Below are 25129 nucleotides of genomic sequence, written 5' to 3'. Positions count from 1 at the left end.
CCGTTTTTTATGCCTAAAATTTGTTCTTTACATCCCTAACTTCATGATTTATTGGTATCCATCGAGTCTATTTTCTATACCGGGGATGGCAGAATGAAAACAAAAGCAATAACAATGACGCTGGGATTATTGGCTTTGACGGTGATGGGCGGTGCGCGCGCCAGTACGCTGGTTTATTGTTCCGAAAGCTCACCGGAAGGGTTTAACCCGCAGTTGTTTACCTCTGGACCGACGGTGGACGCCAGCTCGGCGACGATCTACAACCGATTGGTGGACTTCAAAACCGGCACCGTTGAGCTGCAGCCCAGCCTGGCCGAAAGCTGGCAGGTAAGTGAAGACGGAAAAAATTACACTTTTCACCTGCGCAAGGGGGTGAAATTCCAGAGCAATAAATACTTTACCCCCACCCGTGATTTCAACGCCGACGACGTTATCTTCTCCTTCATGCGGCAAAAAGATGCCAATAACCCTTATCACAAGGTTTCCAACGGCGCTTACACCAACTTTGAGTCGATGGAGTTTGGCACGTTGATCAACAACATTGTCAAAGTGGACGATAACACCGTGCGCTTTGAGCTTTCACGCGCTGAAGCCCCGTTTGTGGCCGATCTCGGCATGTATTTCGCCACCATTCTCTCCGCCGAATATGCCGACGCGATGCTAAAGGCCGGTACCCCGCAGCGGGTGGACAACGACCCGATCGGCACCGGTCCCTTCCAGTTGGTGCAGTACCAGAAGGATGCGAAAATCCTCTACAAGGCGTTCGACCACTATTGGGAAGGCAAACCCAAGGTTGACCGCCTGGTGTTCTCAATTACCCCGGATGCGGCGGTGCGTTATGCCAAGCTGCAAAAAAATGAGTGCCAGGTCATGCCGTTCCCTAACCCGGCGGATCTGACACGGATGCGTCAGGATCCCAATATCCAGGTGATGGAGAAATCCGGTCTGAATATCGGTTTTCTGGCGTTCAATACCCAGAAAAAGCCGCTGGATAACGTCAAGGTGAGGCAGGCGCTGGCGCTGGCGGTGAACAAACCGGCGATCCTCGAAGCGGTGTTCCACGGCGCGGGCCAGCCGGCGAAAAACCTGTTGCCGCCGACCCAGTGGGGCAGCAATGACAAGATTGAGGATTACCCGTATTCCCCGGAGAAGGCCAAAAAGTTACTGCAAGAGGCAGGGCTGGGGCAGGGTTTTGCGATAGATCTGTGGGCGATGCCGGTACAGCGGCCCTACAACCCGAATGCCAAACGCATGGCGGAGATGATCCAGTCCGACTGGGCGAAGATTGGCGTGAAGGCCAAAATTGTCACCTTCGAGTGGGGCGAATATCTGCAGCGGATAAAAAATGGCGAGCATCAAACGGCATTGATGGGCTGGACTACGGCCAATGGCGATCCGGATAACTTCTTTGGCCCGTTGTTTACCTGCGTTTCGGCCAACGGCGGTTCGAACTCGGCCAAGTGGTGCTATCCGCCGTTCGACAAGTTGATTTCGCAAGCGCGTGAGGAAAACGATCACGCCAAGCGGGTGGCAATGTATGAACAGGCGCAGGTGATGATGCATGACCAGATGCCGGCGTTGATGATTGCCCATTCGACCATTTTTGAACCGGTGCGCAAAGAGGTGAAAGGCTACGAGATCGATCCCTTCGGCAAACACATCTTCAAACAGGTTTCGCTGGAGAAATAATAAAAAAGGGGCTGCATGGCAGCCCCTTAGGTGGTTGGCAATCGGCTCTGCTTTTTAATGGTAGGGGCGCTGCATGCTGCGCCCAGTTGCATAAACACTGGGTTAAATCGGGTCGAACATGTTCGACCCCTACCGGTTTAGCCCCCTGGTGGGGGTTAGCAGTCTTGATTAAGCTGGTTGTTTAGAAATGCGTGTTGATGCTCATATAGTAAGTACGGCCCGGTTCGTTGTAGGTGGCGGCGCCTGCGCCGGCAATGTTAATGGCACCGGTGGTTGGGTCACCCACGTTCTGCGAGTTACCTTCGCGGAACTGACGTTTGTCGAACAGGTTGTCGATACCCGCCGTCAGGCTGATGTTTTTAGTCACATCATAAGTCGCGCTGGCACCTACCACGGCGTAAGGGCTGACTTCCTTGGTTTCCGTACCGCTGACCGGTTTACCCTGGTAGTTGTACTTCTTCGGTTTTTGACGGCCATACCAGGTCAGTGTCGATTGCATCGACAGGTCCTGGGTCGCTTGCCAGCTCAGCGTCGAGTTGATGGTGAACTTAGGGATCACCGACAGGTAGTCGCCGGTGCTCTTGTTCTTGTTCTCAATCATGTAAGTGGCGTTGTTGCTCCAGGATACGGTCTCGCTGACCGGCACGTTCAACGTACCTTCCAGACCCTGAACTACCGCTTTCGGCACGTTTTCCCACTGGTAAACCGCTGTGCCGGTGCTGCTGGTACCGATACGGCTATTGCCCGCTTCGATTTTATTGTGGTAATCGTTGCGGAAATAAGTCACGCCGGCCAGCCAGCCTTCATTATGGAATTCCAGCCCGACTTCTTTGTTGACGCTGGTTTCCGCTTTCAGATCGTCGTTACCCAACAGGTAGCAGCCATTTTTGACATCGCTGGACGAACAACCCTGACCTTTGCTGTACAGCAAATAGTTCTGGTTAGTCTGGTACAGGTTAGGCGCTTTGTAGGCACGCGCGATACCCATTTTCAGGGTGAAGTTGTCGCCGAGTTCCTGTGACAGGTTCAGCGACGGGCTCCAGTTGTTGCCGGCTTCGGAGTGCAGATCGTAACGCAAGCCCGGCGTCAGCATGGTGCTGTCGGTCAGCTCCATGTTGTCTTCGGCGAACAGCGAGAAGATATGGGCGGATGCGTAAGGGCTACGAGTACCGCTACCTTGACCGGGTATGGTGCCGCCCATCATCGTCTGGCTGGTGGATGAACCGTCCTTCATGCGTTGCTGGTTCCATTCGGTACCCAGGGTGGCAGTTTGCGTCACGCCCAGCTCGAAGGGCACGCTGACTTCGCTGTGCGCCAGGAAATCGTCCAGCTTGGTGGTGCCGAAGCCTTCGTTTTTGGCGTCGAAGATACCTTCGGTACCGCCGGCCAACCCTTCGTTCAGGCGCGTATTGCGGGTGCGCTCGAACTGAACGTAGTTGTTGGTGCTGACCCCGTTATCCCAGGCACCACGGTGGTTAAGGCCGAAGGTCTCGCGATAGATACGGTTGGTTTCTTTGCCATAGTTGCTCTGGACCAGCGCATTGGTGTTGGTGTTCTGAGTGTCACCGGCGTACAGGTTGCCCTGGCGGCCATAGGAGTATTCAAACTCCAGCGACTGCAGGTGAGCGAAGTCCCAGTGCAGCAAGGCGTCGATATTTTTATCTACCACCCCTTCACGGCCGGAAGGAATGCTGCTGGCATAGGCCCCTACACGCTCGGACTTATGCGATTCGTTAATGTCCCAGGCATCGGCCTGAGTTTTGCTGTAACCCCCGAACAGCCGGAAGCTCAACTGGTCGGTCAGCGGGCCGGACAGGCTGAAGTCGGTACGCTTGGTCGAGCCTTCCTGCTTGTGCTCCGGCACGTCGAAATAGGTATTCAGCGAGCCGTGCAGCTCTTTGGTGTTCTTCTTGGTGATGATGTTGACCACGCCGCCGGCGGCGCCGTTACCGTAACGTGCCGCCGCAGGGCCGCGCAGCACTTCGATACGTTCAATCATTTCCGGCGGTACCCAGGCGGTATCGCCACGGGTATCACGCTCACCGCGCCAGCCCTGACGCACCGAGTTGCGGCTGCTGGCCGGTTTGCCGTCGATCAGGATCAGGGTGTTTTCCGGGCCCATGCCGCGGATATCGATCTGGCGATTGTTGCCGCGTTGGCCGCTGGTGGAGTTGCCGGTCAGGTTAACGCCGGGCATGGTGCGGATCAGCTCGCTGATATCACGGGCAGGTGGGCGTTTTTTGATTTCGTCGGCGGTAATGGTAGAAACCCCCGGCGCCTGCAGGTTCTGCTTGGCGGCGGTGACGACAATGGTGTCCTCGGTGGCTTCTTTCTTGCTTGTGGCGACGTTGTCTGTTTCTGTGGTGCTGTCAGTTTGCTGTGCGGCGTGGGCAAAAGCGGACGCGCCTAACCCTAACCCGATGAGTGTGGCTAAGGAATAACGTGATAGTTTGCTGTTCATCTGAGAGTTCCTACCTTGCTGCCTTTCTCGGGGCACCGAAGCGGTAGCTCTCCAGGTGTGAGAAGGGCGGTTGTAGTTTTTTGTTTTCGGAAAGAGAAACCCAATCGGCCAAGACGCAGTGGCCACGACATTGGATTCAGCGCTAAAATTCGGTATCCGTCCCTGTTGAAGAATACCTGCCCTGTTTACGAGCCTACACACACTATTGCAAACGCAAATAATTATCAATAGTATTCGACTTACCGTTTTCTTGGGCAGCGCCTCGCGCCGTGAATCTACCGGCTTTCCTGAAGCTGCCAGCTAAATAGTGAATAGGCGTTTTGAAAACAAAATCCGAGTCAGAAAGCAGCAGATTATTATCGAGCAAGCACGCCGGGCGCCATGGATGGTGGCTGAATATCGCCAAACGCGGCACGCCGCTGGTGGAGCTGCAAGGGGATGGACGCGGGAAGGTCACCTTTTTATGGCGTGACCCTCAGGGATGTGAACTCACTTCAGCCTATCAGCGGGTCTGGATCCACATCAATTGCCTGACCGACCACCATCAGTCGTCGCCGCCGCAGAGCCTGCAACGCCTGGAAGGGACCGACGTCTGGTACTGGCAAACCGAACTGAGCGCCGATTGGCGCGGCAGCTACTGCTTTATTCCTTGTATGGACGACCGTCCACTGATCCAAAACGATGAGGATACGCACGCCAATATGCATTCGGTCCGTCATTGGTGGCATCAGGTGTTTGCCGGTGCGACCCAGGACCTGCTGAATCCCCATCGTTCCTGGGCAGGTGTCGGCGGCCACGTGTTGTCGGGGCTGCATATGCCGGAAGCGCTGCCGCAACCGGCCTGGCAGGATTTCGATCGCTATGCGGTCGCCAGCGGTCGCTGTACCCCAGCGCCACCCGCGCGTTTACAGCGCCACCGTTGGCACAGCGAGCGGCTGGGCAATACCCGTGACGTCTGGGTTTATACCACCGGCGAAGGTGATCCAACACAACGTCCGCTGGCGATATTGCTGGATGGTCAGTTCTGGGCGAGCAACATGCCGGTCTGGGATCCGCTGATGCAGTTGACCCGCGAGGGCAAGCTGCCGGAAGCGGTTTATCTGCTGATTGACATTATCGATCTCAAACACCGTTCCCGGGAGCTGGCCTGCAATGAAGATTTCTGGCTGGCGGTGCAGGAAGAATTGCTGCCGCAGGTCGCCGAATGGGCGCCGTACCAACGCGATCCTGCCCGTACTCTGGTATGCGGCCAAAGTTTTGGCGGCTTGTCATCGTTGTATGCCGGGCTGCACTGGCCACAGTGTTTTGGCGGGGTTATCTGCCAGTCCAGCTCTTTCTGGTGGCCACGTCGCGACATGTATCAGCTGGCGGAAATCCCGACCGACGCCGGTTGGTTACTGCATCAGGTTGAGCAGGGCGTTGGCAAAGGCAAGCTGAAGGTGTTTATGGAAGCCGGCGTGCATGAAAAAGTGGCGCGTCGGGTCAACGATCGGATGGCAGACTTGCTGCGTGATGCCGGTCACCGGGTGCAATACCGGGTGGTAGCCGGGGGGCACGATCATTTGTGCTGGCGTGGCGGCCTGATAGACGGTCTGCAGGCACTGTGGGCGGATCAATCTTTTTCTCCCTCGATCAAGCTAACCTTCACTGCCCAAGGAGTCCGCGATGGAAACTCTGAACCCGTTCGATGACGAGCAACAAAGCTGCCTGATTGTGCAGAATGATGAACTGCAATACAGCCTGTGGCCGGACTTCAGCGCAGTGCCGGCGGGGTGGACGCCGGTGTTTGGCCCGGCGGCACGGGCGCTGTGCGTGATTTGGCTGGAACAGCATTGGCAGGATATGCGGCCCGCTTCGCTGCGTAAGGCGTGATGACGCCAATACCGATAACAGGAGTCAGTACTTTGTCAGACAGCACCGTATTACCGACCGAACAGCCGTTCGCCACTGAACTGCCGTTGGTCGCCGCGCAACCCGGGATCTGGGTTGCCGATCAGATTTCACCGCATGCCAACGCTTATGCGGTTTCCCACTATATTGAGTTGAACGGCCCGTTGGATCAGGCGTGCCTGCTGCGGGCGATTGAGCAGGGGCTGTCCGAAGTGGACACCCTGCAATTCCGCTTTGAAGAGCGTGATGGCGTGCCGATGCAGTGGCATGATCCCGCGCTGGCAGTCCTGCCGGTGGAACTGATCGATCTCAGCGAGTCTCCGGATGCCGCTGCGGCGGCGCGTGCCCTCATGGAACTGGATATGTCCGGCGATCTGCGCATTGGCAGCGGCAATGCGTTGTATCGTCATATGCTGATCCGCCTGTCGGAGCAGCGCTGGTTTTGGTATCAGCGTTATCACCATATCCTGGTGGATGGCTTCAGTTTCACCGCCATTGCTCGCAGAATTGCCCATATTTACACCCGGACGTTGCACAATGAGCGGCCGGGCCCGACGCCTTTTAGCGCATTCAGCGACGTGGTCGAGGAATATCAACGCTACGCGCAGTCGCCCACTTGTCAGCGCGATGCCGCCTTCTGGTTGAATAAGGCGCAGCAGTTGCCGACGCCGGCCACCCTTTGCCCGCAGCCGCTGGCCGGCCAGACGCCAACCACCCGAATTCACCGTTTATCGCAGCTGTGCGATCGCCAAGACTTCACTCAGCTGGTGAACGCCGGTCAGCAGCAGTTCAGCGTCGCGGATATGGCGCTGGCGCTGGTGGCGCTTTGGGTTTCTCGCCTGAGCGGGCATGCCAGCTTCAGCGCCGGTTTTATCTTTATGCGCCGTACCGGTTCGGCCGCCCTGTGCGCCAACGGACCGGTGATTAACGTCTTGCCGATCGAAATGCACCTCGCCCCTCAGGCGACGCTGAGCGAGGTCGCCGGCAATATCGGTCGCGAGTTGAAAATCGTTCGTCGCCATCAGCGCTACGAGGCGGAGCAGGTGCAGCGCGATTTGGGGCGGATTGGCGATGCCCAGCCGCTGTACGGCACCGTATTCAACTTCAAGATGTTCGATTTCCAGTTGGACTTCGGCGGTATCGAAGGCATCACCCATGAGCTGGCCTCCGGCCCGGTGCGCGATCTGGAGATCGCACTGTACCTCGATGAAGCCGGTACGCTGAAGGTCGATCTGCTGGCCAATGCCGAGCGTTATCAGCGTGATGAGCTGGCGGCGCATCTGCAACGTCTGCCCCTGCTGCTGCGCCAGTTTGCCGCACAGCCACAAATGCCGATCGGTGACGCCGATTTACTCACCGAGCAAGACTGCCAACTGTTGGCCCGTGTTAACGACACGGCACATCCGGTGCCGGCGCAAACCCTTTCCGGCCTGCTGGCTGAACAGGCGCAAAAAACGCCTGATGCCCCGGCGCTGGCCGATGCGCAATACCAATTTACCTATCGCGAAACTCGTGAACAGGTTGCCGCGCTGGCGCGTCAGTTGACGGAACAGGGCGTACAGCCCGGTGATATCGTCGCCGTCGCCTTGCCGCGCTCGGTCTTTTTGTCGCTGGCGTTAATGGCCATTGTCGAAGCCGGGGCGGCCTATTTGCCGCTGGACACCGGTTACCCTGACGAGCGCCTTGGCATGATGCTGGAAGACGCTGCGCCGCGCCTGATTATCACCGAACCGACCCAGCAGGCACGCTTTGCCGGCAAGGGCGAGATCTTGCTGTATGACGCGCCGTTGCCGAAAGACAGCGCAGCCAACGTCACGCTCAACGGGCCTACGCCGCATCACCCGGCCTACATTATCTTTACCTCCGGTTCGACCGGGCGACCGAAAGGCGTGTTGGTGGGGCATCAGGCGATCGTCAACCGTTTACTGTGGATGCAGCATCAGTATCCGATGGCGGCGGGCGATGTGGTGTTGCAGAAAACGCCTTGCAGCTTTGACGTTTCGGTATGGGAATTTTTCTGGCCGCTGATGGTGGGTGCCCGGTTGGTGATGGCCCCGCCTGAAGCGCACCGCGATCCGGAACAGCTGCTGCAGCTGGTTGATCAACACCGCGTCACCACCATGCACTTTGTTCCTTCGATGCTGGCGGCCTTTGTCAGCGCGCTGGACAGCCCTCAGGCGGTAGCGTGCTGCGCGCCGTTACGCCAGGTATTTTGCAGCGGCGAAGCCTTACCGGCGGAGTTGTGCCGACTGTGGCAAAGCCGCACTGCGGTACCGCTGCATAACCTCTACGGGCCGACCGAAGCGGCGGTGGACGTCAGCTGGCATCCAGCCTGGGGCGAAGCCTTGGCTGCCGTTACTGGCGCCAACGTGCCTATCGGTTTGCCGGTTTGGAATACCGGTTTGCGCATCCTCGATGCGCGGCTGCGGCCAGTACCGCCAGGCGTGGCCGGTGATTTGTATCTTACCGGCGTCCAACTGGCGCAGGGTTATCTGGGGCGACCTGAACTGACCGCCAGCCGCTTTGTCGCCGATCCTGAGGGCGATGGCGGGCGGATGTACCGCACGGGTGACGTCGCCCGTTGGTTGCCGGGAGGCGAGGTGGAATACCTTGGCCGCAGCGACGATCAGTTAAAAATTCGTGGGCAACGCATTGAATTGAGTGAAATCGATCATGCCTTGCTGTCGCTGCCAGGCATCAAACAGGCGGTGACTCATGCGCTGGTGCTGGAAAATACGCCAACCGATCCTGGCGGTGGCGATGCCCGTCAACTGGTGGGTTATCTGGTGGCCCAGCCCGGTGTCCGCCTTGATCTGGACGTCCTGCGTGCTGCATTGGCCGATCGCCTGCCGCCGCATATGGTGCCGGTGGCACTGGTCGAGATGGAGGCGTTGCCGCTGAGCGCCAATGGCAAGCTGGATCGTAAAGCGTTGCCGCAGCCGCAAGGCGCAACCCGCGCCGCAGGACGTGAACCGCAAGCGGGGCTGGAAACGGCGATCGCGGCCGTGTTCGCTCGTCTGCTGCAACGCGAAACCGTGTTTGCCGACGATGACTTCTTTGCCCTCGGCGGGCACTCGTTGCTGGCGATGCGCTTGGCGGCGGAGCTGCGGCGTGAGCTGGGCAAGGCGGTGTCGGTAGGGCAGGTGATGGTGGCTTCCCGCGTGGAACAGCTGGCGCAGCTGTTGGCTGAGGAACGCACTCAGGAAGAAGCTGACAAAACCGGTTTTGACAGCGTTCTGCCGCTGCGCACCACCGAAGGGCCAACGCTGTTCTGCCTGCATCCGGCTTCCGGTTTCTCCTGGCAGTTCAGCGTGCTGCCGCGTTACATCGATCAGCATTGGTCGCTGGTAGGTATTCAGTCGCCACGGCCGGATGGCCCGCTGGCGCTCAGCGAGAATATGGATCAGGTGTGCGACGCGCATCTGGAGACGGTCTTGCAGGTGCAGCCTAAGGGCCCATACCACTTTATCGGCTACTCGCTGGGAGGCACGCTGGCGCAGGGCATCGCCGCGCGACTACAGGCGCGGGGCGAAGAAGTGGCTTTCCTTGGGTTGCTGGATACCTATCCGCCGGAAACGCAAAACTGGGACGTCATGCTGGATGACAACGTGTTGAAAGAGGTTCAGCGCGAACGTCAGCAGTTCCTGGCGGTGTCTGAGGATGCGCTGGATCCGGCGTTGGGCGAAACCCGCGTGGCGATGTTCGATAATATCGAAGCCAACTATGCCGATTCGGTTCGTCTGCTTTCCGCCACCCACACGGCAAATTTCAAAGGGCAGGCGACGCTGTTTGTCGCGCGTCAGACGTTGCAGGAAGGGATGGATGTTCAGCAGACCTGGTCGCAGTATGTAGATGCGCTACAGGTTCATGAACTGGACTGCGCGCACGTGGATATCGTTTCACCAACGTCGTTCAAGGTATTAGGACCGTTGTTGAACCGCATACTTCGAGCGTTGTAATACCCGTCGTATTTCAAGCTGCAGCGTTGTTACCTGCACTCACTCACCCCAGTTACTTACTGAAGTAAGCGCCTGGGGATGAGTGAGCTGGGCGCCTAGCTGCAACGTGAAATCCATAGGGTATAACTTGATAATATACTTAGGACTCTGATGTGTTGTCTTACTTACCCAGCGGCACTACCAACGGCGTGTGCGAGACGGGATCGTCAATGATCATGCAGCGCAGGCCGTAGACCTTTTCGATCAATTCCGGCGTCACAATATCCTTCGGTGCCCCCTCGGCCACCACCTTGCCGTCGCGCATGGCAATCAGATGGGTGGCGTAACGGCAGGCGTGATTAAGGTCGTGCAGCACCACCACCAGCGTATGGCCGTTTTCACGGTTTAGCTGACGCATCAGCTCCAGCAAGTCGATCTGATGGCTGATATCCAGCCAGGTGGTCGGCTCATCCAACAGCAGCAGCGGCGTTTGCTGCGCCAATACCATGGCAATCCAGACCCGTTGACGCTGTCCGCCGGAGAGCGTATCAACCGGCTGTTCAGCCAGTTCAAACACGCCGGTGGAGCGCATGGCCTGTTCGACCGCCTGTTGGTCTTCCTCGCGCCAGCGGCTGAACAGACGCTGATGCGGATAGCGGCCGCGTGCCACCAGATCAAACACGGTAATGTCACCCGGCGCGGTCGAGCTTTGCGGCAGCAGCCCCAACTGGCGCGCCACCTCTTTGGTGGCATAGTCGCTAATGTGTTTGCCGTTGAGCCAGATAGCCCCGGCCTGCGGTTGCATCAGGCGGCTGAGGGTGCGCAGCAAGGTCGATTTACCGCAGGCATTCGGCCCGATAATGACCGTCAGTTCGCCGTGCGGAATAGAAACGGACAGGTCGCGCGCGACGATTTTTTTGTCATAGCCGAGCGTCAGGTTTTCGGCGCGTAACGGCGCGGGCTGCAAAGGTTCAGCATTCATTTTTTTCGTGACTCACGGATTAATAGCCAAATCAGATAAATGCCGCCCAGGCTGACGGTCAATACCCCGACCGGCAACTGATAAGGCATAAACAGGCGTTGCGCTGCGACATCGGCGAGCAGCAGTAACAGGGCCCCCGTCAGGGATGTCAGCAACAGGACGCTGCGGTTGGCGCACAGGCGTCGTGCAATCTGGGGGGCCACCAGCGCAATAAAGGAGATGGGTCCGGCTACGGCGGTGGCGGCGGCAGTCAGCGTGACGCCGACCAATAACAGCAGCACCCGTGAGCGCTCCACCGGTACGCCGAGCGCGCAGGCGGTGTCATCACCCATTTCCAGCAGCCGCATGCGGCGGGCCAGCATCAGCAGCAACAGGCAGCACAGCGCAATCACCGCCAGCACCGGCAAACTTTTTGCCCAGGTCACGCCGTTGAGCGACCCGGCGCTCCACAACCCGGCGGTCATGGCGGACTCCAGTGAGGCGCTGATGATCAGCCAGGTATTACCGGCCACCAGCAGAGCGCGCACGGCGATACCGACGATAATCAAGCGGAATGACTCAACGCCGTTGCGCCATGCCAGCAGATAAATCAGCGAGGCGGTCAATAGGCCTCCGGCCAGCGCCCCGGAGGTAATGCCGAAAACGCCGCCGTTAAACAGCACTATTGCCACCAGCACGCCGCTGTAAGCGCCGGTATTAAAACCGATGACGTCGGGGCTGCCCAGCGGGTTGCGCAGCAGCGATTGGAAGATGGCACCGCTGATGCCGAGCGCTGCGCCCAACAACAGTGCCATTACCACGCGTGGCAAGCGCCACTGGGTGACGATCACCGCCAGGTTGGCCGGGCCTTCACCGCGCAAGGCGTCGATCACCTGCAGGGCGCTGAGCGAAAGAGCGCCTGAACCCAGGGCATAAATAGCCAGCGCCAGGGCGGCAAGCAATAGCAGTAACGCGGTTAGCGCCGGTCGCGACAGGGCGCGCATTTTGTGGTTGGCCATTTGGCGGGCTGCGGACATCGACATTAGCGCTGCCTCCTGAACATATGGCGTTGACGAACCAGCATGATCAGCAGCGGTGCGCCAATAAGCGCGGTGACGATGGAAACGCGCAGTTCGCCGGCGACCAGGAAGCGGCCGATCAGGTCGGCGCTCAATAGCAGGATCGGGGTCAATACCAACGTCCATGGCAGCATCCAGTGCAGCTCGGAACCGGCCAGCCGCCGGGCAATGTGCGGCATCATCAGGCCGACAAAGGCTATCGGGCCGACGGCGGCGGTGGCGCCACCGCACAGCAGGGTGATCGCCAGCAGTCCCAATAGCTGGGTGCGGACGATGCCGGTGCCCAGCGCGGTGGCTAGCTCGTTGCCCATACTCAGGCTGTTCAGCGATTTGCTCATCCACAGCGTGATTGCAGTGCCCAACAGGATCGGCAGGGCGACGGTGCGTACCACCTGCATATTTTGAATATCCAGCGAACCGGCCTGCCAAAAACGAAGCTGATCGAAGACCAGCGGGTTCAACAGGGAAATACCGGAGGTCATGCCTTCCAGCACCGCCGCCAGCGCGACGCCGGCCAGCGTCAGGCGGACCGGGTTCAGGCTGCTGCCGCCCAATGCGCCAATCAGCGCGACCAGCAGGGCGGCAAACATAGCGCCGGCAAAGGCGAACCACAGATAGTCGCCGACGTGAGCGGCACCAAAGAAAGTGATGCCCAGCACCACGGCAAAACCCGCGCCGGCGTTAACGCCGAGAATGCCGGGGTCGGCCAGCGGATTGCGGGTGAGGGTTTGCATCAGGACGCCGGACAAGCCCAGGGCGATGCCCGCCAACACGCCAACCAATGTGCGCGGCAGTCTGGCGTTGGTAATGATGGTGCAGTCGGCACCGCTACATTGGCCGTTGAGCGCCTGGATAACCGTATCGAAGGGGATAGATTTGGCACCGAGCGACAGGCTGAGCAGCATGACGACCAGCAGGGCGCAAACCGCTATCAGCAAGCCAAGCAGCTTGCGACGAAATGAGCGGGGAGTGCCACCCGCAAGACGGTCGCTGGGCAGCGGAATGGACGGTGTGCAATTGCGTGTAATCCGTAACATAACAATCCATTATTTTATTGAATATGAATGAGTTTTATTATCATTATTGATTGTTTTCATCTATGGTACCATGAGTCCCTTCGCTATTGCAGCACAGACGCTGCCCCTTTTCTTTAGTTGTGGTGAGAAAGCTAATGAGTAAGCCCTCTATTTTGCTTGATTTTGGCCTGCTTAAGACCAATAGCGCCTTTCGCGCTGTGTTCTGCGCGCGTTTTATTTCCATTTTAGCGCTCGGGCTGATGGCCATTGCAATCCCGGTACAGATCCAGACCCTGACCGGGTCGACGCTGCTGGTCGGGTTGTCCGTGACGCTGGCTGGCAGCGGCATGTTTGCCGGCTTGCTGATGGGGGGCGTACTGGCCGACCGCTATGAGCGTCGCCGTCTGATCCTCTTCGCTCGTTCCACCTGTGGCATTGGCTTTATCGGCCTGTGCCTTAATGCCGCCTTGCCTGCGCCCTCCTTGACGCTGATTTATCTGCTGGCGGTTTGGGACGGGTTCTTCGGGGCGGTGGGCGTGACGGCGTTACTGGCGGCGACGCCTGCGCTGGTCGGGCGTGAAAATATCGTTCAGGCCGGTGCCATCAGCATGCTGACGGTACGTTTTGGCTCCATTCTTTCCCCGGCGATCGGCGGGTTGGTGATTGCCAACGCCGGCGTAACGTGGAACTACGCTTTGGCGGCGTTCGGCACCTTGCTGACGTTGATCCCTTTGCTGCAGCTGCCGCAGCTGTTGCCGCCACCTCAGCCACGCGAGCATCCGTTGCGCGCACTGGCCGGGGGTTTTGGCTTCCTGTTTCGTAACCGGGTGATTGGCATGGTGGCGCTGATCGGCGCGTTGCTGACCATGGCCAGCGCGGTGCGAGTGCTGTACCCGGCGATGTCCGGCATGTGGCAGGTCAGTGCGGCGCAGCTGGGCTTTATGTATTCCGCCGTGCCGCTGGGCGCGGCAATTGGCGCCTTCACCAGTGGCCGTGTGGCGCACGTGGCGCGACCGGGTTGGATGATGCTGATGACGGCGATCGGCGCGTTTGTCGCTATCGGCCTGTTCGGTCTGATGCCCTGGTACGGACTGGCACTGTTCTTCCTGGTGGTGTTTGGCTACCTGAGCGCATTGAACTCCTTGCTGCAGTACGGGCTGATTCAGAACCTGACGCCGGATGCTTTCCTGGGGCGCATTAATGGCCTGTGGACGGCGCAAAACGTGGTGGGGGACGCATTGGGTGCCCTGCTGCTGGGGGCGATGGGGGCGTTTATGCTGCCGGCCATGACTTCTACCAGCTTCGGTTTTGGCGTGGCGATACTGGGTGTGGTGCTGGCGTTCGCGATGAAAGGGCTGCGTCAGGTGAGCCTTGGCGGGCAGGAAAGCGATCTCCAGCCCGCCGCGGGAACTACTGAGAAATAAACTGTTTTTCCAACAGCGTCAGCAGGTTGCTGGCGCTGTAATAGTCCAGTCGGAAGGTGTCATTGCCCAGCGCATAAACCCGCTTGTGTTGTACCGCCGGCAGGTGCGCGAGGAAAGGATTGGCCATCAGTCGCTGTGCGTCGCTGTCGTTGTTGGCAAACAGCATCAGCGTCTGGCCGTTCAGACCTTCTGCCAGGTTTTCCCCGGCGAGCTGAATGATATCTTTGCGCATTCCCATGCTGCGGCTGTTGTTCAGCTTGTCTGACGGAACCGCCAGGGTGAAGCCCAACTGCTTGAGCATTTGCCCCTGGGAAGATTCGGCGGTCCACAGGTTGGCTGATTTGCCGTCGGCGCTGAAGACCAGGGCGGAGGTCGGTTGTTCCGGCAGCGTCATGCGCTGCTTAAGCGACTTTTCGCGGCTATCGAAATCATCAACGATTTTTTGCGCCCTGGCTTCGTGTCCGGTGGCCTGGCCCAGCTCGATCGCCAGCGCCTGCCAGCTTTTGTCGTCGTAATTGACCACCAGCACCGGGGCAATGGCGGACAGCTGATCGTACAGGCGCACGGCGGAGTCGGCGCCGGTAGCGGAGATGATGATCAGGTCGGGCGCTTCACCGGCAATGGCTTCTGCGTTGGGTTCACCAATGTACAGGCGCTTTACGCCGCGCTGTGCCGCGATAGCGCTCCATTGGTGGAAGAAACCTTGTGAGTCCGCCAGACGGCTGCCGGGCGTGGTGGCACCGCTGGCGATCACTGGCGCATCAATCGCCAGCAGGGTGCCGGTGACGGTAACGCTGGTGGAAACGATGCGGGCAGGGGGCTGCTGCAAGGTGATCACGCCGTGTGAAGTTTCGATTTTGCGCGGCCAACCGGCATCTGCTGCCTGGGCTGCACCCATGGCCAGCAGGCCAAACAGCGCGAAGCCGAAGAACAGGTTCTTCTTCATAAAGCATTCCTTAGAAGTTAAATAGTAATACTTATCATTTATATAATTAAAACTGCTGGTTTTATAGCACGATAATGAATAGAAGAACTGTTTACATTTATTGACATAGAATATTCACGAGGGTAATTTAACGCGATTCAATACAAATGATAATCATTATTATACAGGTTATTGTTCATGATACGAAAGGGAGAACCGATGAGCGTGACAGTAAAGGGTACCGGGCAGAAGAAGCCGCACAGCAAGGATAGCGAATCGTCCGTAGCAGGCGTGTCGCCGACCTCCGGCTTTTTCTTTACCTCTCCTTTCCGTAGCCTGAGCACCCAGGGCTGCTTCGCCAAAATCACGCTGCCGGCCCAGAACGGGGACCAACTTAACGGCGAGTTCCAGCAGGCGGTACAGCATGCTTTTGCCGAAGCCAAACTGGCGGGGGTGAAAAACCCGGTTCTGTGTGGCGCGATCCCGTTTGATACTCATCAGCCCTCTGCACTCTTTATTCCTCAGCACACCCAGTGGTTTGAGCGCGATGCCTTTTTGGCCGGCGTAACCTCACCGCAGGAAGCCCTGCCGGAAATTATCAGCCAAAAGGAAGTGCCTGCACAACAGCCTTTCATGCAGATGGTGGCAGATGCGGTGGAAGCAACCCGTGGCGACCAACTGGATAAAGTGGTGCTGTCACGCCTGCTGGAGATTGAAACGCGTGAACCGGTAGACAGCCACGCGTTGATGGCGCGTATCATCGCCCAGAACCCACACGGTTTCCATTTCCATGTGCCGTTGGAGCAGGGGGCATTGCTGGGCGCCAGCCCTGAGCTGCTGCTGCGTAAATCCGGCGCACAATTTTATTCCAACCCGCTGGCAGGCTCCGCTCGCCGTGACGCCGACCCGCAGCGGGATCGTGAAGTCAGCCAACAGCTGTTGGTTTCCGAAAAAGATCTCTATGAGCACCAGTTTGTTACCGAAGGCATGCGGCAGGTGCTGGCCGATCGCTGCAGTTATCTGAATATCCCCACCTCTCCCGAATTATTGAGCACCACCACGCTGTGGCACTTGTCTACGCCAATCGACGGCGAGGCCGCCAGCCGCGCGGAGAATGCGTTGTCGCTGGCCTGCCTGCTGCACCCGACACCGGCGCTGTGCGGTACGCCAACCGCCCTGGCGCACCAGGTGATCAAGCAGTTGGAGCCTTTCGATCGCGGCCTGTTTGGCGGCATCGTCGGCTGGTGTGATGCCGAAGGCAACGGGGAGTGGGTGGTGACCATCCGCTGTGGCACGGTGCAGGGCAACCAGGTGCGTCTCTTTGCCGGGGCCGGCATTGTGCAAGATTCTTCGCCGGAATCAGAATGGCATGAAACCGGCACCAAACTCAGTACCATTTCGCGGGCGTTTGGCCTGAACCAAGGATAGATATTTTCATGAGCATTGCTTTTACTCCCTGGCCTGAGGCATTAGCCCGTCGCTATCGCGAACGCGGATATTGGACCGATCGGCCATTGACCGACATCATCACCCGCCAGGCTAAAAATGACGCCATAGCGCTGATCGACCCGCAACGCAGCCTGAGCTACCGCCAGCTTAATCAACTCTCCGATCGGCTGGCCGCGGCCTTGCTGCGTCGGGGCATTCACAGCGGCGATACCGCGCTGGTGCAGTTGGGCAACGTGGTTGAGTTCTATGTGACTTTCTTTGCGCTGTTGAAAATTGGCGTGGTGCCGGTAAATGCGCTGTTCAGCCACCAACGCAATGAGCTGAACGCCTACGCGGCGCAGATCAAACCGGCATTGCTGATTGCAGACCGCCAGCATGGCCTGTTTGACAACGACGAATTCCTGACGGCGTTCCGCGCCGAGCATCCTTCTCTGCGCCTGGTTGGCTTGCGCAGTGAGGACGCTGGCGAGCAGTCGCTGGCGAGCTGGCTGGAAGAAGATTGCGGCGATTTTGTTGCCGCACCCACTCCGGCCGATCAGGTGGCTTTCTTCCAGCTTTCCGGGGGCAGCACCGGCACGCCGAAGCTGATCCCGCGTACCCATAACGACTACTACTACAGCATTCGCCGCAGCGTAGAGATTTGCCATTTCGATGACGAAACCCGCTACCTGTGTGCATTGCCGGTAGCGCACAACTATCCGATGAGCTCACCGGGCGTGTTGGGGGTCTTTTATGGCGCCGGGCTGGTGGTGTTCGCCAGCGATCCGGATGCCGGGCAATGCTTCCGTTTGATCGACCAGCATCAGATTAACGTGACGGCGCTGGTGCCGCCGGCGGTGACGCTGTGGCTGCAGGCCATTGAAGAATGGGGCGGTTGCCAGCAGTTGGCCAGCCTGAAGCTGTTGCAGGTGGGCGGCGCCAAGCTGGGGGAAACTTTGGCCGCGCGCATTCCGGCCGAAATCGGCTGTCAGCTGCAGCAAGTGTTCGGCATGGCGGAAGGCCTGGTGAACTACACCCGGCTGGACGATGACGACCAGCATATTTTGACTACCCAAGGGTGTCCGATGTCACCGGATGATGAGCTATGGGTCGCCGATGACGAGGGCAATCCGCTGCCGGTCGGAGAGACCGGTCGTCTGATGACCCGTGGCCCCTATACCTTCCGCGGTTATTACCAAAGCCCGGAGCATAACGCTGCCGCCTTTGATAAAGACGGTTTCTACTGCTCCGGTGACTTGATTAGCCTGACTGAAGACGGCTATGTGAAGGTCGAAGGGCGGCAGAAAGACCAAATCAACCGCGGTGGGGAGAAGATCGCCGCCGAGGAGATCGAAAACCTGCTGCTGCGTCACCCGGAAGTGATCAATGCGGCGTTGGTTTCGATGCCGGACGAGCTGATGGGCGAGAAAAGCTGTGCCTACATTATCGGCACCAGCCCATTGAAGCCGGTGGTGCTGCGTCGCCATTTACGCGCCGAGGGCGTGGCCGAATTCAAATTACCCGACCGCTTTATACAGGTTGAAACGCTGCCGCTCACCCCGGTTGGCAAAGTGGATAAAAAACTGTTGCGCCAACGCCTGGAGGCGCAACAACTGACTCAGGTCCAGGGAGAATAAGTCATGGCCATTCCAAAACTTAATGATTACGCGTTGCCGACTCAGGCTGAACTGCCGACCAACAAAGTAAGCTGGACGGTGGAACCGCAGCGCGCTGCACTGCTGATCCACGATATGCAGCAGTATTTTCTGAATTTCTGGGGTGAAGACAGCCCGTTGATCAAACAGGTAGTGGAAAACATCGCCAACCTGCGTCGCTACTGCAAATCCCAGGGGATCCCGGTGTTCTATACCGCGCAACCTAACCAGCAGAGCGATGAAGATCGCGCGTTGCTCAATGATATGTGGGGGCCTGGATTAAACAAGCACCCGGAGCAGCAGGCGGTGGTCGCCGCGCTGGCGCCGGAAGAGGACGACACTGTGCTGGTGAAATGGCGTTACAGCGCCTTCCACCGTTCACCGCTGCAGGAAATTCTGCAGGAGTCCGGTCGCGATCAGCTGATCATCTGTGGCGTCTACGCCCATATCGGCTGCATGACCACGGCGATCGATGCCTTTATGCGCAATATTCAGCCGTTTATGGTTGCTGATGGCCTGGCCGACTTCTCCCGTGAAGAGCACCTGATGGCGCTGCGTTACACCGCCGGCCGCTGTGGCCGCGTGGTCACCACCGCCGAACTGTTGCCTGGGATCACCAGCAAAGCGGCGTTGCGCCAGCAAATCATGCCTTTCCTCGACGAAGACAGTGAAGACATGGGTGACGATGAGAACCTGATCGACTACGGTCTGGATTCGGTCCGCATCATGGAGCTGGCGGCGCGCTGGCGTAAGATCCGCGGCGATATCGATTTTATCGCCCTGGCCAAGAACCCGACCATTGATGGTTGGTGGGCGCTGTTGTCAGAGGGGAAAGCCTGATGAGTCAACAGGGCGATTTTGCCGGCAAACGGGTCTGGGTCACCGGCGCGGGCGCCGGGATTGGCCTGGAGACCGCGTTGGCATTTGTGCGGGCCGGTGCTGAGGTCATTGGCTTCGATAAGCACTTTGGCGAGCCGGAATACGCGTTTCGCACCGAAGTGCTGGATATTGCCGACAGTGATGCGGTAGACGCCCTGTGTGGGCGTTTGCTGGCGGAGCAGGGTGAGTTGGACGTGCTGGTCAACGGCGCCGGTATTCTGCGCATGGGGCTTGCGGACGAAACCAGCACCGCAGACTGGCTGGCCTGCCTGGCGGTGAATGCCGGTGGCGCATTCAATATGTTCCGCCATGCCCTGCCGGTGTTTAGGCGTCAGCGACGCGGCGCTATTGTCAGCGTGGCGTCCAATGCGGCGCATGTGCCACGTGTCGGTATGGCGGCCTATTGCGCTTCCAAAGCGGCGTTGCGTAGCCTGTGCCAAACCGTGGGGTTGGAAATGGCGCCTTATGGCGTTCGTTGCAACCTGGTCTCGCCCGGATCGACCAATACTCCGATGCAGCGCGGCATGTGGCAGGACGAAACGGGGGAACAGAACACCATCAATGGTTTCCCGGAACAGTTCAAGCTGGGCATCCCGCTGGGTAAAATTGCCCAGCCGCAGGAAATCGCCGATGCCATTTTGTTCCTGGCTTCCGATCGCGCCAGCCATATTACCATGCAGGATATCGTGATTGACGGCGGAGCGACGCTGGCGGCCTGATCATCCGGTCGACAATTTCAGGATAGCCAAAGGGCGCTGCTTGCAGCGCCTTTTCTATTGGCGGCGCAGGGAAGTGATTATTTTCAGGGGGAGGGCGGAAGTGGTGAGGCTTATAGAGATTATCAGGACGCAGATGCGAAAAAAGCGCCAAAAGGCGCTTTTTTCTGTATTGGTGGGTCGTGCAGGATTCGAACCTGCGACCAATTGATTAAAAGTCAACTGCTCTACCAACTGAGCTAACGACCCGCAGAAGTGGTGGGTGATGACGGGCTCGAACCGCCGACCCCCTCCGTGTAAAGGAGATGCTCTACCAACTGAGCTAATCACCCACTTCAGGACTTCCAGGTACTGCTAAACAAGAGAATGAGTGGTGGGTGATGACGGGCTCGAACCGCCGACCCCCTCCGTGTAAAGGAGATGCTCTACCAACTGAGCTAATCACCCTCATTTTTCTCATTTCTTACTGCTTTACTGCTCAACAAGATGGTGGGCGATGACGGGCTCGAACCGCCGACCCCCTCCGTGTAAAGGAGATGCTCTACCAACTGAGCTAATCGCCCCGTCTTGTTGGAGTCGCATTATAGGGATAGTTGAAAGTGAGTCAACGGTTTTTAAAATGATTTCAATCGTTCGCCGCAAATTTAAACAGGATGCGATATTTATCGCCAGCAATGCTGATTCTTTGCACATTGTTATGCGAAAAGCGCCGCAGAGATGATGAAAGCTGATGCAGCAATATCGTGTCAGCGTTGAGGAATTAGCGCGTGGTGATACAATGTCGGCCACTTTTTTAAATTCCGAGCAATCGTCGGCAACCGCTGACATGCGTTGCGTAATAAGGCAGTGAACCCAATGAAAATCAAAACCCGTTTTGCACCGAGCCCAACCGGCTATCTTCACGTCGGTGGCGCCCGTACTGCGCTTTACTCCTGGCTATTCACTCGCCATGCGGGCGGTGAGTTCGTTCTGCGTATCGAAGATACCGATTTGGAACGCTCAACCCAGGATGCTATCGACGCAATTATGGATGGCATGAACTGGTTAAACCTGGATTGGGACGAAGGCCCGTACTTCCAGACCAAGCGTTTTGACCGTTATAACGCGGTGATTGACGACATGCTGGTGCAGGGAACTGCTTATAAATGCTATTGCTCGAAGGAACGTCTGGAAGCGCTGCGTGAAAAGCAGATGGAAAACGGTGAAAAACCGCGTTACGACGGCCACTGCCGCGACAGCCAATGCAGCCACACCGATGACGAGCCGCACGTGGTGCGTTTCCGTAATCCGCAGGAAGGCTCGGTAATCTTCGATGACAAGATCCGTGGCCCGATCGAATTCAGCAACCAGGAACTGGACGATCTGATCATTCGTCGTACCGACGGTGCGCCGACCTATAACTTCTGCGTGGTGATCGACGACTGGGATATGGAAATCACCCACGTGATCCGCGGTGAAGACCACATCAACAACACTCCGCGCCAGATCAACATCCTCAAAGCGCTGGGCGCACCGGTACCGGAATACGCCCACGTTTCGATGATCCTCGGTGACGACGGTAAAAAGCTGTCTAAACGCCACGGTGCCGTAGGCGTGATGCAGTACCGCGACGACGGCTACCTGCCGCAGGCGCTGCTGAACTATTTGGTGCGTCTGGGTTGGTCTCACGGCGATCAGGAAATCTTCTCTATTGATGAGATGAAAGAGTTCTTCACGCTGGAAGCGATCAACAAATCCGCCAGCGCCTTCAATACCGAAAAATTGCAGTGGTTGAACCATCATTACATTAACCATATGCCGGCCGAAGAAGTTGCCGTGTATCTGGCGTGGCACGTGGAGCAACTGGGAATTGAAACCCGCAATGGTCCAGAGCTGAAAGATATCGTCAAGCTGTTGGGCGAGCGCTGCAAAACGTTGAAGGAAATGGCGGAGTCTTGCCGTTACTTCTATGAAGACTTCAGCGAGTTCGACGCTGACGCTGCGAAAAAACACCTGCGCCCGGTTGCTCGTCAGCCGCTGGAAGCGGTACGGGCCAAATTGGCCGCCATCACTGCCTGGACGCCGGAAAACGTGCATGATGCCATTCAAGGCACGGCAGATGAGCTGGGCGTCGGTATGGGTAAGGTAGGCATGCCGCTGCGCGTAGCGGTTACCGGTGCCGGCCAGTCACCGGGTATGGACGTGACCGTGCATGCCATCGGTCAGGCTCGTTCTTTACAGCGTATCGATCTGGCATTGGCTTATATCGCCGGGCGTGAAGCTCAGGCCTGATAGTTTCTGAGCCCATAATGAAAAAGCCCCGTGGAGCAATCCCGGGGCTTTTTTTGTCGCTGTCGATCAGGCCTGTTCAGCGGCCGGCACGGTGGGGCGATAGGCGAGGAAGTACATCAGGCCGACGAAGCCGGCGCCGCCCAGCGCGTTACCGAGAAACACCGCCGTGAAGTTGGGCAGGAACTGACCCCAGCTTAAGCCGCCGGCAAAAATGGCGGCCGGGATAATAAACATGTTCGCCACCACGTGCTGGAAGCCGATGGCGACAAACGCCATTACCGGGAACCACATGCCAATCACTTTGCCCGGCACGTCCTTGCTGGCAAAGGCCAGCCACACCGCCAGGCACACCAACCAATTGCAACCGACGCCGGATATAAAGGCGTGCAGGAAGTCGGCATCTACCTTGGCTTGCGCAATAGACAGGGTTTTGTGCAGGAATGCGCCTTCGGTCAGGCCAAGCAGGTGGCCAAAGAAATAGGCGACCGCCAGGCTGCCGGCGAAGTTGGCCAGGGTGACCCAGAACCAGTTGCGCACGATGGCAAACAGCGAGATTTGGCGAGCAAACCAGGCTATCGGCAAGGTCATCATATTGCCGGTCAGCAGCTCGCCGCCGGCCAGAATCGTCAGGATAAGCCCTATAGGGAAGACGGCAGCCCCCAGCAATGCGCCGAAGGAGCCCCATTCGGGCGGCAGGGTGCCGATCACGTGGATATCCAGCAGGAAGCCGGTCGCGATGAAGGCGCCGGCGAGAAAGCCCAGAATGAGCAGGTTGGCGAGCGATGCCCGGCTTTTGTTTACGCCGGCCTGAATGGCTAACGCAGCGATTTCTTTTGGTGAATGCAACGACATAACTGACTCGGTTTATTGTTGTGGGATTTACGACGCGGGGAAGTCTATGCCTGTGGGCGAGATGACTCAAGGGTATTTCGCTAACATTCTGTTAATTAAAAATCAACACAATGGATAAGGTTTTTTGTTTTTTGTGAAGCGAGGCGTCAATGGCTGATTTTTGTTCGCCATGGCGATTTTTTAGCGTGAAACGCGCTGATTTGGCGGCTTTTTCAGCGCTTGATCGACTAATTCAATTTAGCCGTTGACAGTTTTTCAGGGGTTTCATATCATGCGCCCCGTTCACAGGATTTAGTGATTGTGGATTGGGGCTATAGCTCAGCTGGGAGAGCGCTTGCATGGCATGCAAGAGGTCGACGGTTCGATCCCGTCTAGCTCCACCAACCTTTATCTCAGAAGGGTTGGGGAACACCGTAACGCAGGTTAAAGCGTACCACTTTTGTGGGGCTATAGCTCAGCTGGGAGAGCGCTTGCATGGCATGCAAGAGGTCGACGGTTCGATCCCGTCTAGCTCCACCACCATTTAAAAAGCCGACCTCAGGGTCGGCTTTTTGCTTTCTGTCATTCCTTTCCGTTTCTGAATTGCAGGCAATAAAAAAGGTCGCCGAAGCGACCTTTGCATGACTGGTTTTTAAGCTTAGCCCAGAACCAGGCCTGCGATCGACGCAGACAGGATGCTGACCAGCGTAGAACCGTAAACCAGCTTCAGACCAAAGCGGGAAACCACGTTGCCCTGGTGCTCGTTCAGCCCTTTAATCGCACCGGCTACGATGCCGATGGAAGAGAAGTTGGCGAAGGAAACCAGGAACACCGACAGGATACCCAGGCTGCGTGGAGAGAGTTCAGCAGAAACCTTCTGCAGCTCCATCATCGCCACGAATTCGTTGGAAACCAGCTTGGTCGCCATGATGCTGCCAACCTGCAACGCTTCGTGCTTAGGAATACCCATAATCCAGGCGAATGGATAGAAGAAGTAGCCCAGGATTTCCTGGAAGCTCAGGCCGAAGATGGCGCTGAACAGGCCGTTAAGCGCGGCGATCAGCGCAATAAAGCCGATCAGCATCGCAGCAACGATAATCGCGACTTTGAAACCCGCCAGGATATATTCGCCCAGCATTTCGAAGAAGCTCTGGCCTTCGTGCAGGTTGCCCAGATGCAGTTCTTCTTCTTTACTGGTGTCGTAAGGGTTGACCAATGACAGCACGATAAAGGTGCTGAACATGTTCAGTACCAGCGCCGCCACCACAAACTTGGCGTCCAGCATGGTCATGTAAGCGCCGACGATGGACATGGAAACCGTGGACATCGCGGTTGCCGCCATGGTGTACATGCGCTTTTCTGACATCTTGCCCAGAATATCTTTATAGGCGATGAAGTTTTCAGACTGGCCCAGGATCAGCGAGCTGACGGCGTTGAAGGACTCCAGCTTGCCCATACCGTTTACTTTTGACAGCACGGTACCAATAATGCGGATGATAAACGGCAGTACTTTAATGTATTGCAGAATACCGATCAGCGCAGAGATAAAGACGATTGGGCACAGTACCTTCAGGAAGAAGAAGGCCAGACCTTTGTCGCCCATACCGCCGAATACAAAATCAGTCCCTTGCCCAGCAAACCCGAGCAGCTTGTCAAACAGCGCGGCAAATCCTTTTACAAAGCCTAAACCCGCTTCCGAATGCAGGAAAAAATAGGCCAGCAGTACTTCAATAACCAACAGTTGAATAACATAGCGAATGCGGATGCTTTTACGATCGCGACACACTAAAAGTGCCAGGATCGCGACGACCACTAACGCCAACGCAAAGTGCGCAATATGGGACATGTTTGCTCCAAACTTGAGGCAGGCTGAATTTCGGATGTCATTTTATGTAACGCCACGTTTAAAAACGAGAGCTCTATTGCAAATATGGAAAATCATAGGGGGAAACATCTTAAACTTGTA

Annotated in this window: 17 protein-coding genes and 6 tRNA genes; 12 read left to right on the top strand and 11 right to left on the bottom strand. The window is 57.5% G+C overall.

What is annotated here, in order from left to right; all coding sequences use genetic code 11:
• The first annotated feature begins 93 nt into the window (after window positions 1–93).
• On the top strand, window positions 94–1689 hold the full coding sequence (locus LQ945_RS06565; RefSeq protein WP_044552759.1) for an ABC transporter substrate-binding protein: 1596 nt from the start codon (window positions 94–96) through the stop codon (window positions 1687–1689).
• 181 nt (window positions 1690–1870) lie between these two features.
• Here LQ945_RS06565 and LQ945_RS06560 read toward each other — a convergent pair whose 3' ends face one another.
• Complete coding sequence (locus LQ945_RS06560) at window positions 1871–4150, bottom strand: TonB-dependent siderophore receptor (protein ID WP_270102544.1); 2280 nt, start codon at window positions 4148–4150, stop codon at window positions 1871–1873.
• Window positions 4151–4470: 320 nt separating this feature from the next.
• On the opposite strand from LQ945_RS06560, the gene fes reads away from it, so the two are divergent.
• From fes to LQ945_RS06545, 3 genes are read left to right on the top strand one after another with little or no spacing between them, the layout of a single operon-like run.
• Window positions 4471–5841 carry an enterochelin esterase gene (gene fes, locus LQ945_RS06555; RefSeq protein WP_270102543.1) on the top strand — a complete coding sequence of 457 codons (1371 nt, stop codon included), beginning with the start codon at window positions 4471–4473 and terminating at the stop codon, window positions 5839–5841.
• Window positions 5816–6022, top strand: coding sequence for an MbtH family protein (locus LQ945_RS06550; protein WP_044552757.1), 207 nt, complete (start codon window positions 5816–5818; stop codon window positions 6020–6022). Before fes ends, LQ945_RS06550 begins: the two co-directional genes overlap by 26 nt.
• Before the next feature lie 32 nt (window positions 6023–6054).
• Window positions 6055–9999: an enterobactin synthase subunit F gene (locus tag LQ945_RS06545; protein WP_270102542.1), complete on the top strand. Its 3945-nt coding sequence runs from the start codon at window positions 6055–6057 to the stop codon at window positions 9997–9999.
• Between the two features lie 160 nt (window positions 10000–10159).
• On the opposite strand, the gene LQ945_RS06540 is transcribed toward LQ945_RS06545, so the two are convergent.
• From LQ945_RS06540 to fepD, 3 genes are read right to left on the bottom strand one after another with little or no spacing between them, the layout of a single operon-like run.
• Complete coding sequence (locus LQ945_RS06540; protein WP_044552754.1) at window positions 10160–10960, bottom strand: ATP-binding cassette domain-containing protein; 801 nt, start codon at window positions 10958–10960, stop codon at window positions 10160–10162.
• A complete protein-coding gene (gene fepG / locus LQ945_RS06535) occupies window positions 10957–11982 on the bottom strand; it encodes an iron-enterobactin ABC transporter permease (protein WP_270102541.1) in 1026 nt (341 codons plus the stop codon). The genes LQ945_RS06540 and fepG overlap by 4 nt, the downstream gene beginning before the upstream one ends.
• Window positions 11982–13055, bottom strand: a complete 1074-nt coding sequence (fepD, locus tag LQ945_RS06530) for a Fe(3+)-siderophore ABC transporter permease (protein WP_182824472.1) — start codon at window positions 13053–13055, stop codon at window positions 11982–11984. Before fepD ends, fepG begins: the two co-directional genes overlap by 1 nt.
• Window positions 13056–13189: 134 nt before the next feature.
• On the opposite strand from fepD, the gene entS reads away from it, so the two are divergent.
• The gene (gene entS / locus LQ945_RS06525) at window positions 13190–14458 is read left to right on the top strand and encodes an enterobactin transporter EntS (protein ID WP_270102540.1); all 1269 of its coding nucleotides are present in this window, start codon (window positions 13190–13192) and stop codon (window positions 14456–14458) included.
• On the opposite strand, the gene fepB is transcribed toward entS, so the two are convergent.
• The gene (fepB, locus tag LQ945_RS06520) at window positions 14445–15404 is read right to left on the bottom strand and encodes a Fe2+-enterobactin ABC transporter substrate-binding protein (RefSeq protein WP_262240820.1); all 960 of its coding nucleotides are present in this window, start codon (window positions 15402–15404) and stop codon (window positions 14445–14447) included. The genes entS and fepB overlap by 14 nt on opposite strands.
• Before the next feature lie 198 nt (window positions 15405–15602).
• Here fepB and LQ945_RS06515 point away from each other — a divergent pair, with 198 nt between their 5' ends.
• The 4 genes from LQ945_RS06515 to dhbA are packed head-to-tail and all read left to right on the top strand — an operon-like array spanning window position 15603 to window position 20064.
• On the top strand, window positions 15603–16811 hold the full coding sequence (locus LQ945_RS06515) for an isochorismate synthase (RefSeq protein ID WP_182824477.1): 1209 nt from the start codon (window positions 15603–15605) through the stop codon (window positions 16809–16811).
• A gap of 8 nt (window positions 16812–16819) precedes the next feature.
• Complete coding sequence (locus LQ945_RS06510; RefSeq protein ID WP_270102539.1) at window positions 16820–18448, top strand: (2,3-dihydroxybenzoyl)adenylate synthase; 1629 nt, start codon at window positions 16820–16822, stop codon at window positions 18446–18448.
• A 3-nt stretch (window positions 18449–18451) separates the two neighbouring features.
• Window positions 18452–19306, top strand: coding sequence for an isochorismatase (locus tag LQ945_RS06505; RefSeq protein ID WP_020827963.1), 855 nt, complete (start codon window positions 18452–18454; stop codon window positions 19304–19306).
• On the top strand, window positions 19306–20064 hold the full coding sequence (gene dhbA / locus LQ945_RS06500) for a 2,3-dihydro-2,3-dihydroxybenzoate dehydrogenase (RefSeq protein ID WP_020827962.1): 759 nt from the start codon (window positions 19306–19308) through the stop codon (window positions 20062–20064). Before LQ945_RS06505 ends, dhbA begins: the two co-directional genes overlap by 1 nt.
• 170 nt (window positions 20065–20234) lie before the next feature.
• Here dhbA and LQ945_RS06495 read toward each other — a convergent pair.
• The 4 genes from LQ945_RS06495 to LQ945_RS06480 all read right to left on the bottom strand — a co-directional run bounded on the left by LQ945_RS06495 (window position 20235) and on the right by LQ945_RS06480 (window position 20624).
• Window positions 20235–20310: transfer RNA gene (locus LQ945_RS06495), tRNA-Lys, on the bottom strand.
• Window positions 20311–20317: 7 nt separating this feature from the next.
• Window positions 20318–20393, bottom strand: a tRNA-Val gene (locus tag LQ945_RS06490).
• A gap of 39 nt (window positions 20394–20432) precedes the next feature.
• Window positions 20433–20508: transfer RNA gene (locus LQ945_RS06485), tRNA-Val, on the bottom strand.
• A gap of 40 nt (window positions 20509–20548) precedes the next feature.
• Window positions 20549–20624 (bottom strand) — tRNA-Val (locus LQ945_RS06480).
• Between the two features lie 292 nt (window positions 20625–20916).
• Here LQ945_RS06480 and gltX point away from each other — a divergent pair.
• Complete coding sequence (gltX, locus tag LQ945_RS06475; RefSeq protein WP_020827961.1) at window positions 20917–22332, top strand: glutamate--tRNA ligase; 1416 nt, start codon at window positions 20917–20919, stop codon at window positions 22330–22332.
• A gap of 66 nt (window positions 22333–22398) precedes the next feature.
• Here the strand turns inward: gltX and LQ945_RS06470 are convergent, their stop codons facing one another.
• Window positions 22399–23184 (bottom strand): formate/nitrite transporter family protein, encoded by a 786-nt coding sequence (locus LQ945_RS06470; RefSeq protein WP_262240817.1) that lies wholly within the window; start codon window positions 23182–23184, stop codon window positions 22399–22401.
• A 307-nt stretch (window positions 23185–23491) separates the two neighbouring features.
• Here LQ945_RS06470 and LQ945_RS06465 point away from each other — a divergent pair.
• Together LQ945_RS06465 and LQ945_RS06460 are read left to right on the top strand one after the other, a co-directional pair.
• A tRNA-Ala gene (locus tag LQ945_RS06465) sits at window positions 23492–23567 on the top strand.
• A gap of 60 nt (window positions 23568–23627) precedes the next feature.
• Window positions 23628–23703 (top strand) — tRNA-Ala (locus tag LQ945_RS06460).
• Between the two features lie 118 nt (window positions 23704–23821).
• Here LQ945_RS06460 and LQ945_RS06455 read toward each other — a convergent pair.
• Window positions 23822–25009, bottom strand: coding sequence for a NupC/NupG family nucleoside CNT transporter (locus tag LQ945_RS06455; RefSeq protein ID WP_020827959.1), 1188 nt, complete (start codon window positions 25007–25009; stop codon window positions 23822–23824).
• Window positions 25010–25129: the final 120 nt, after the last annotated feature.

This window comes from Serratia liquefaciens, assembly GCF_027594825.1.
Lineage (GTDB): Bacteria > Pseudomonadota > Gammaproteobacteria > Enterobacterales > Enterobacteriaceae > Serratia > Serratia liquefaciens_A.
Note: the sequence above shows the minus strand (reverse complement) of the source record. Positions and strands in the feature narration are given on the sequence as shown.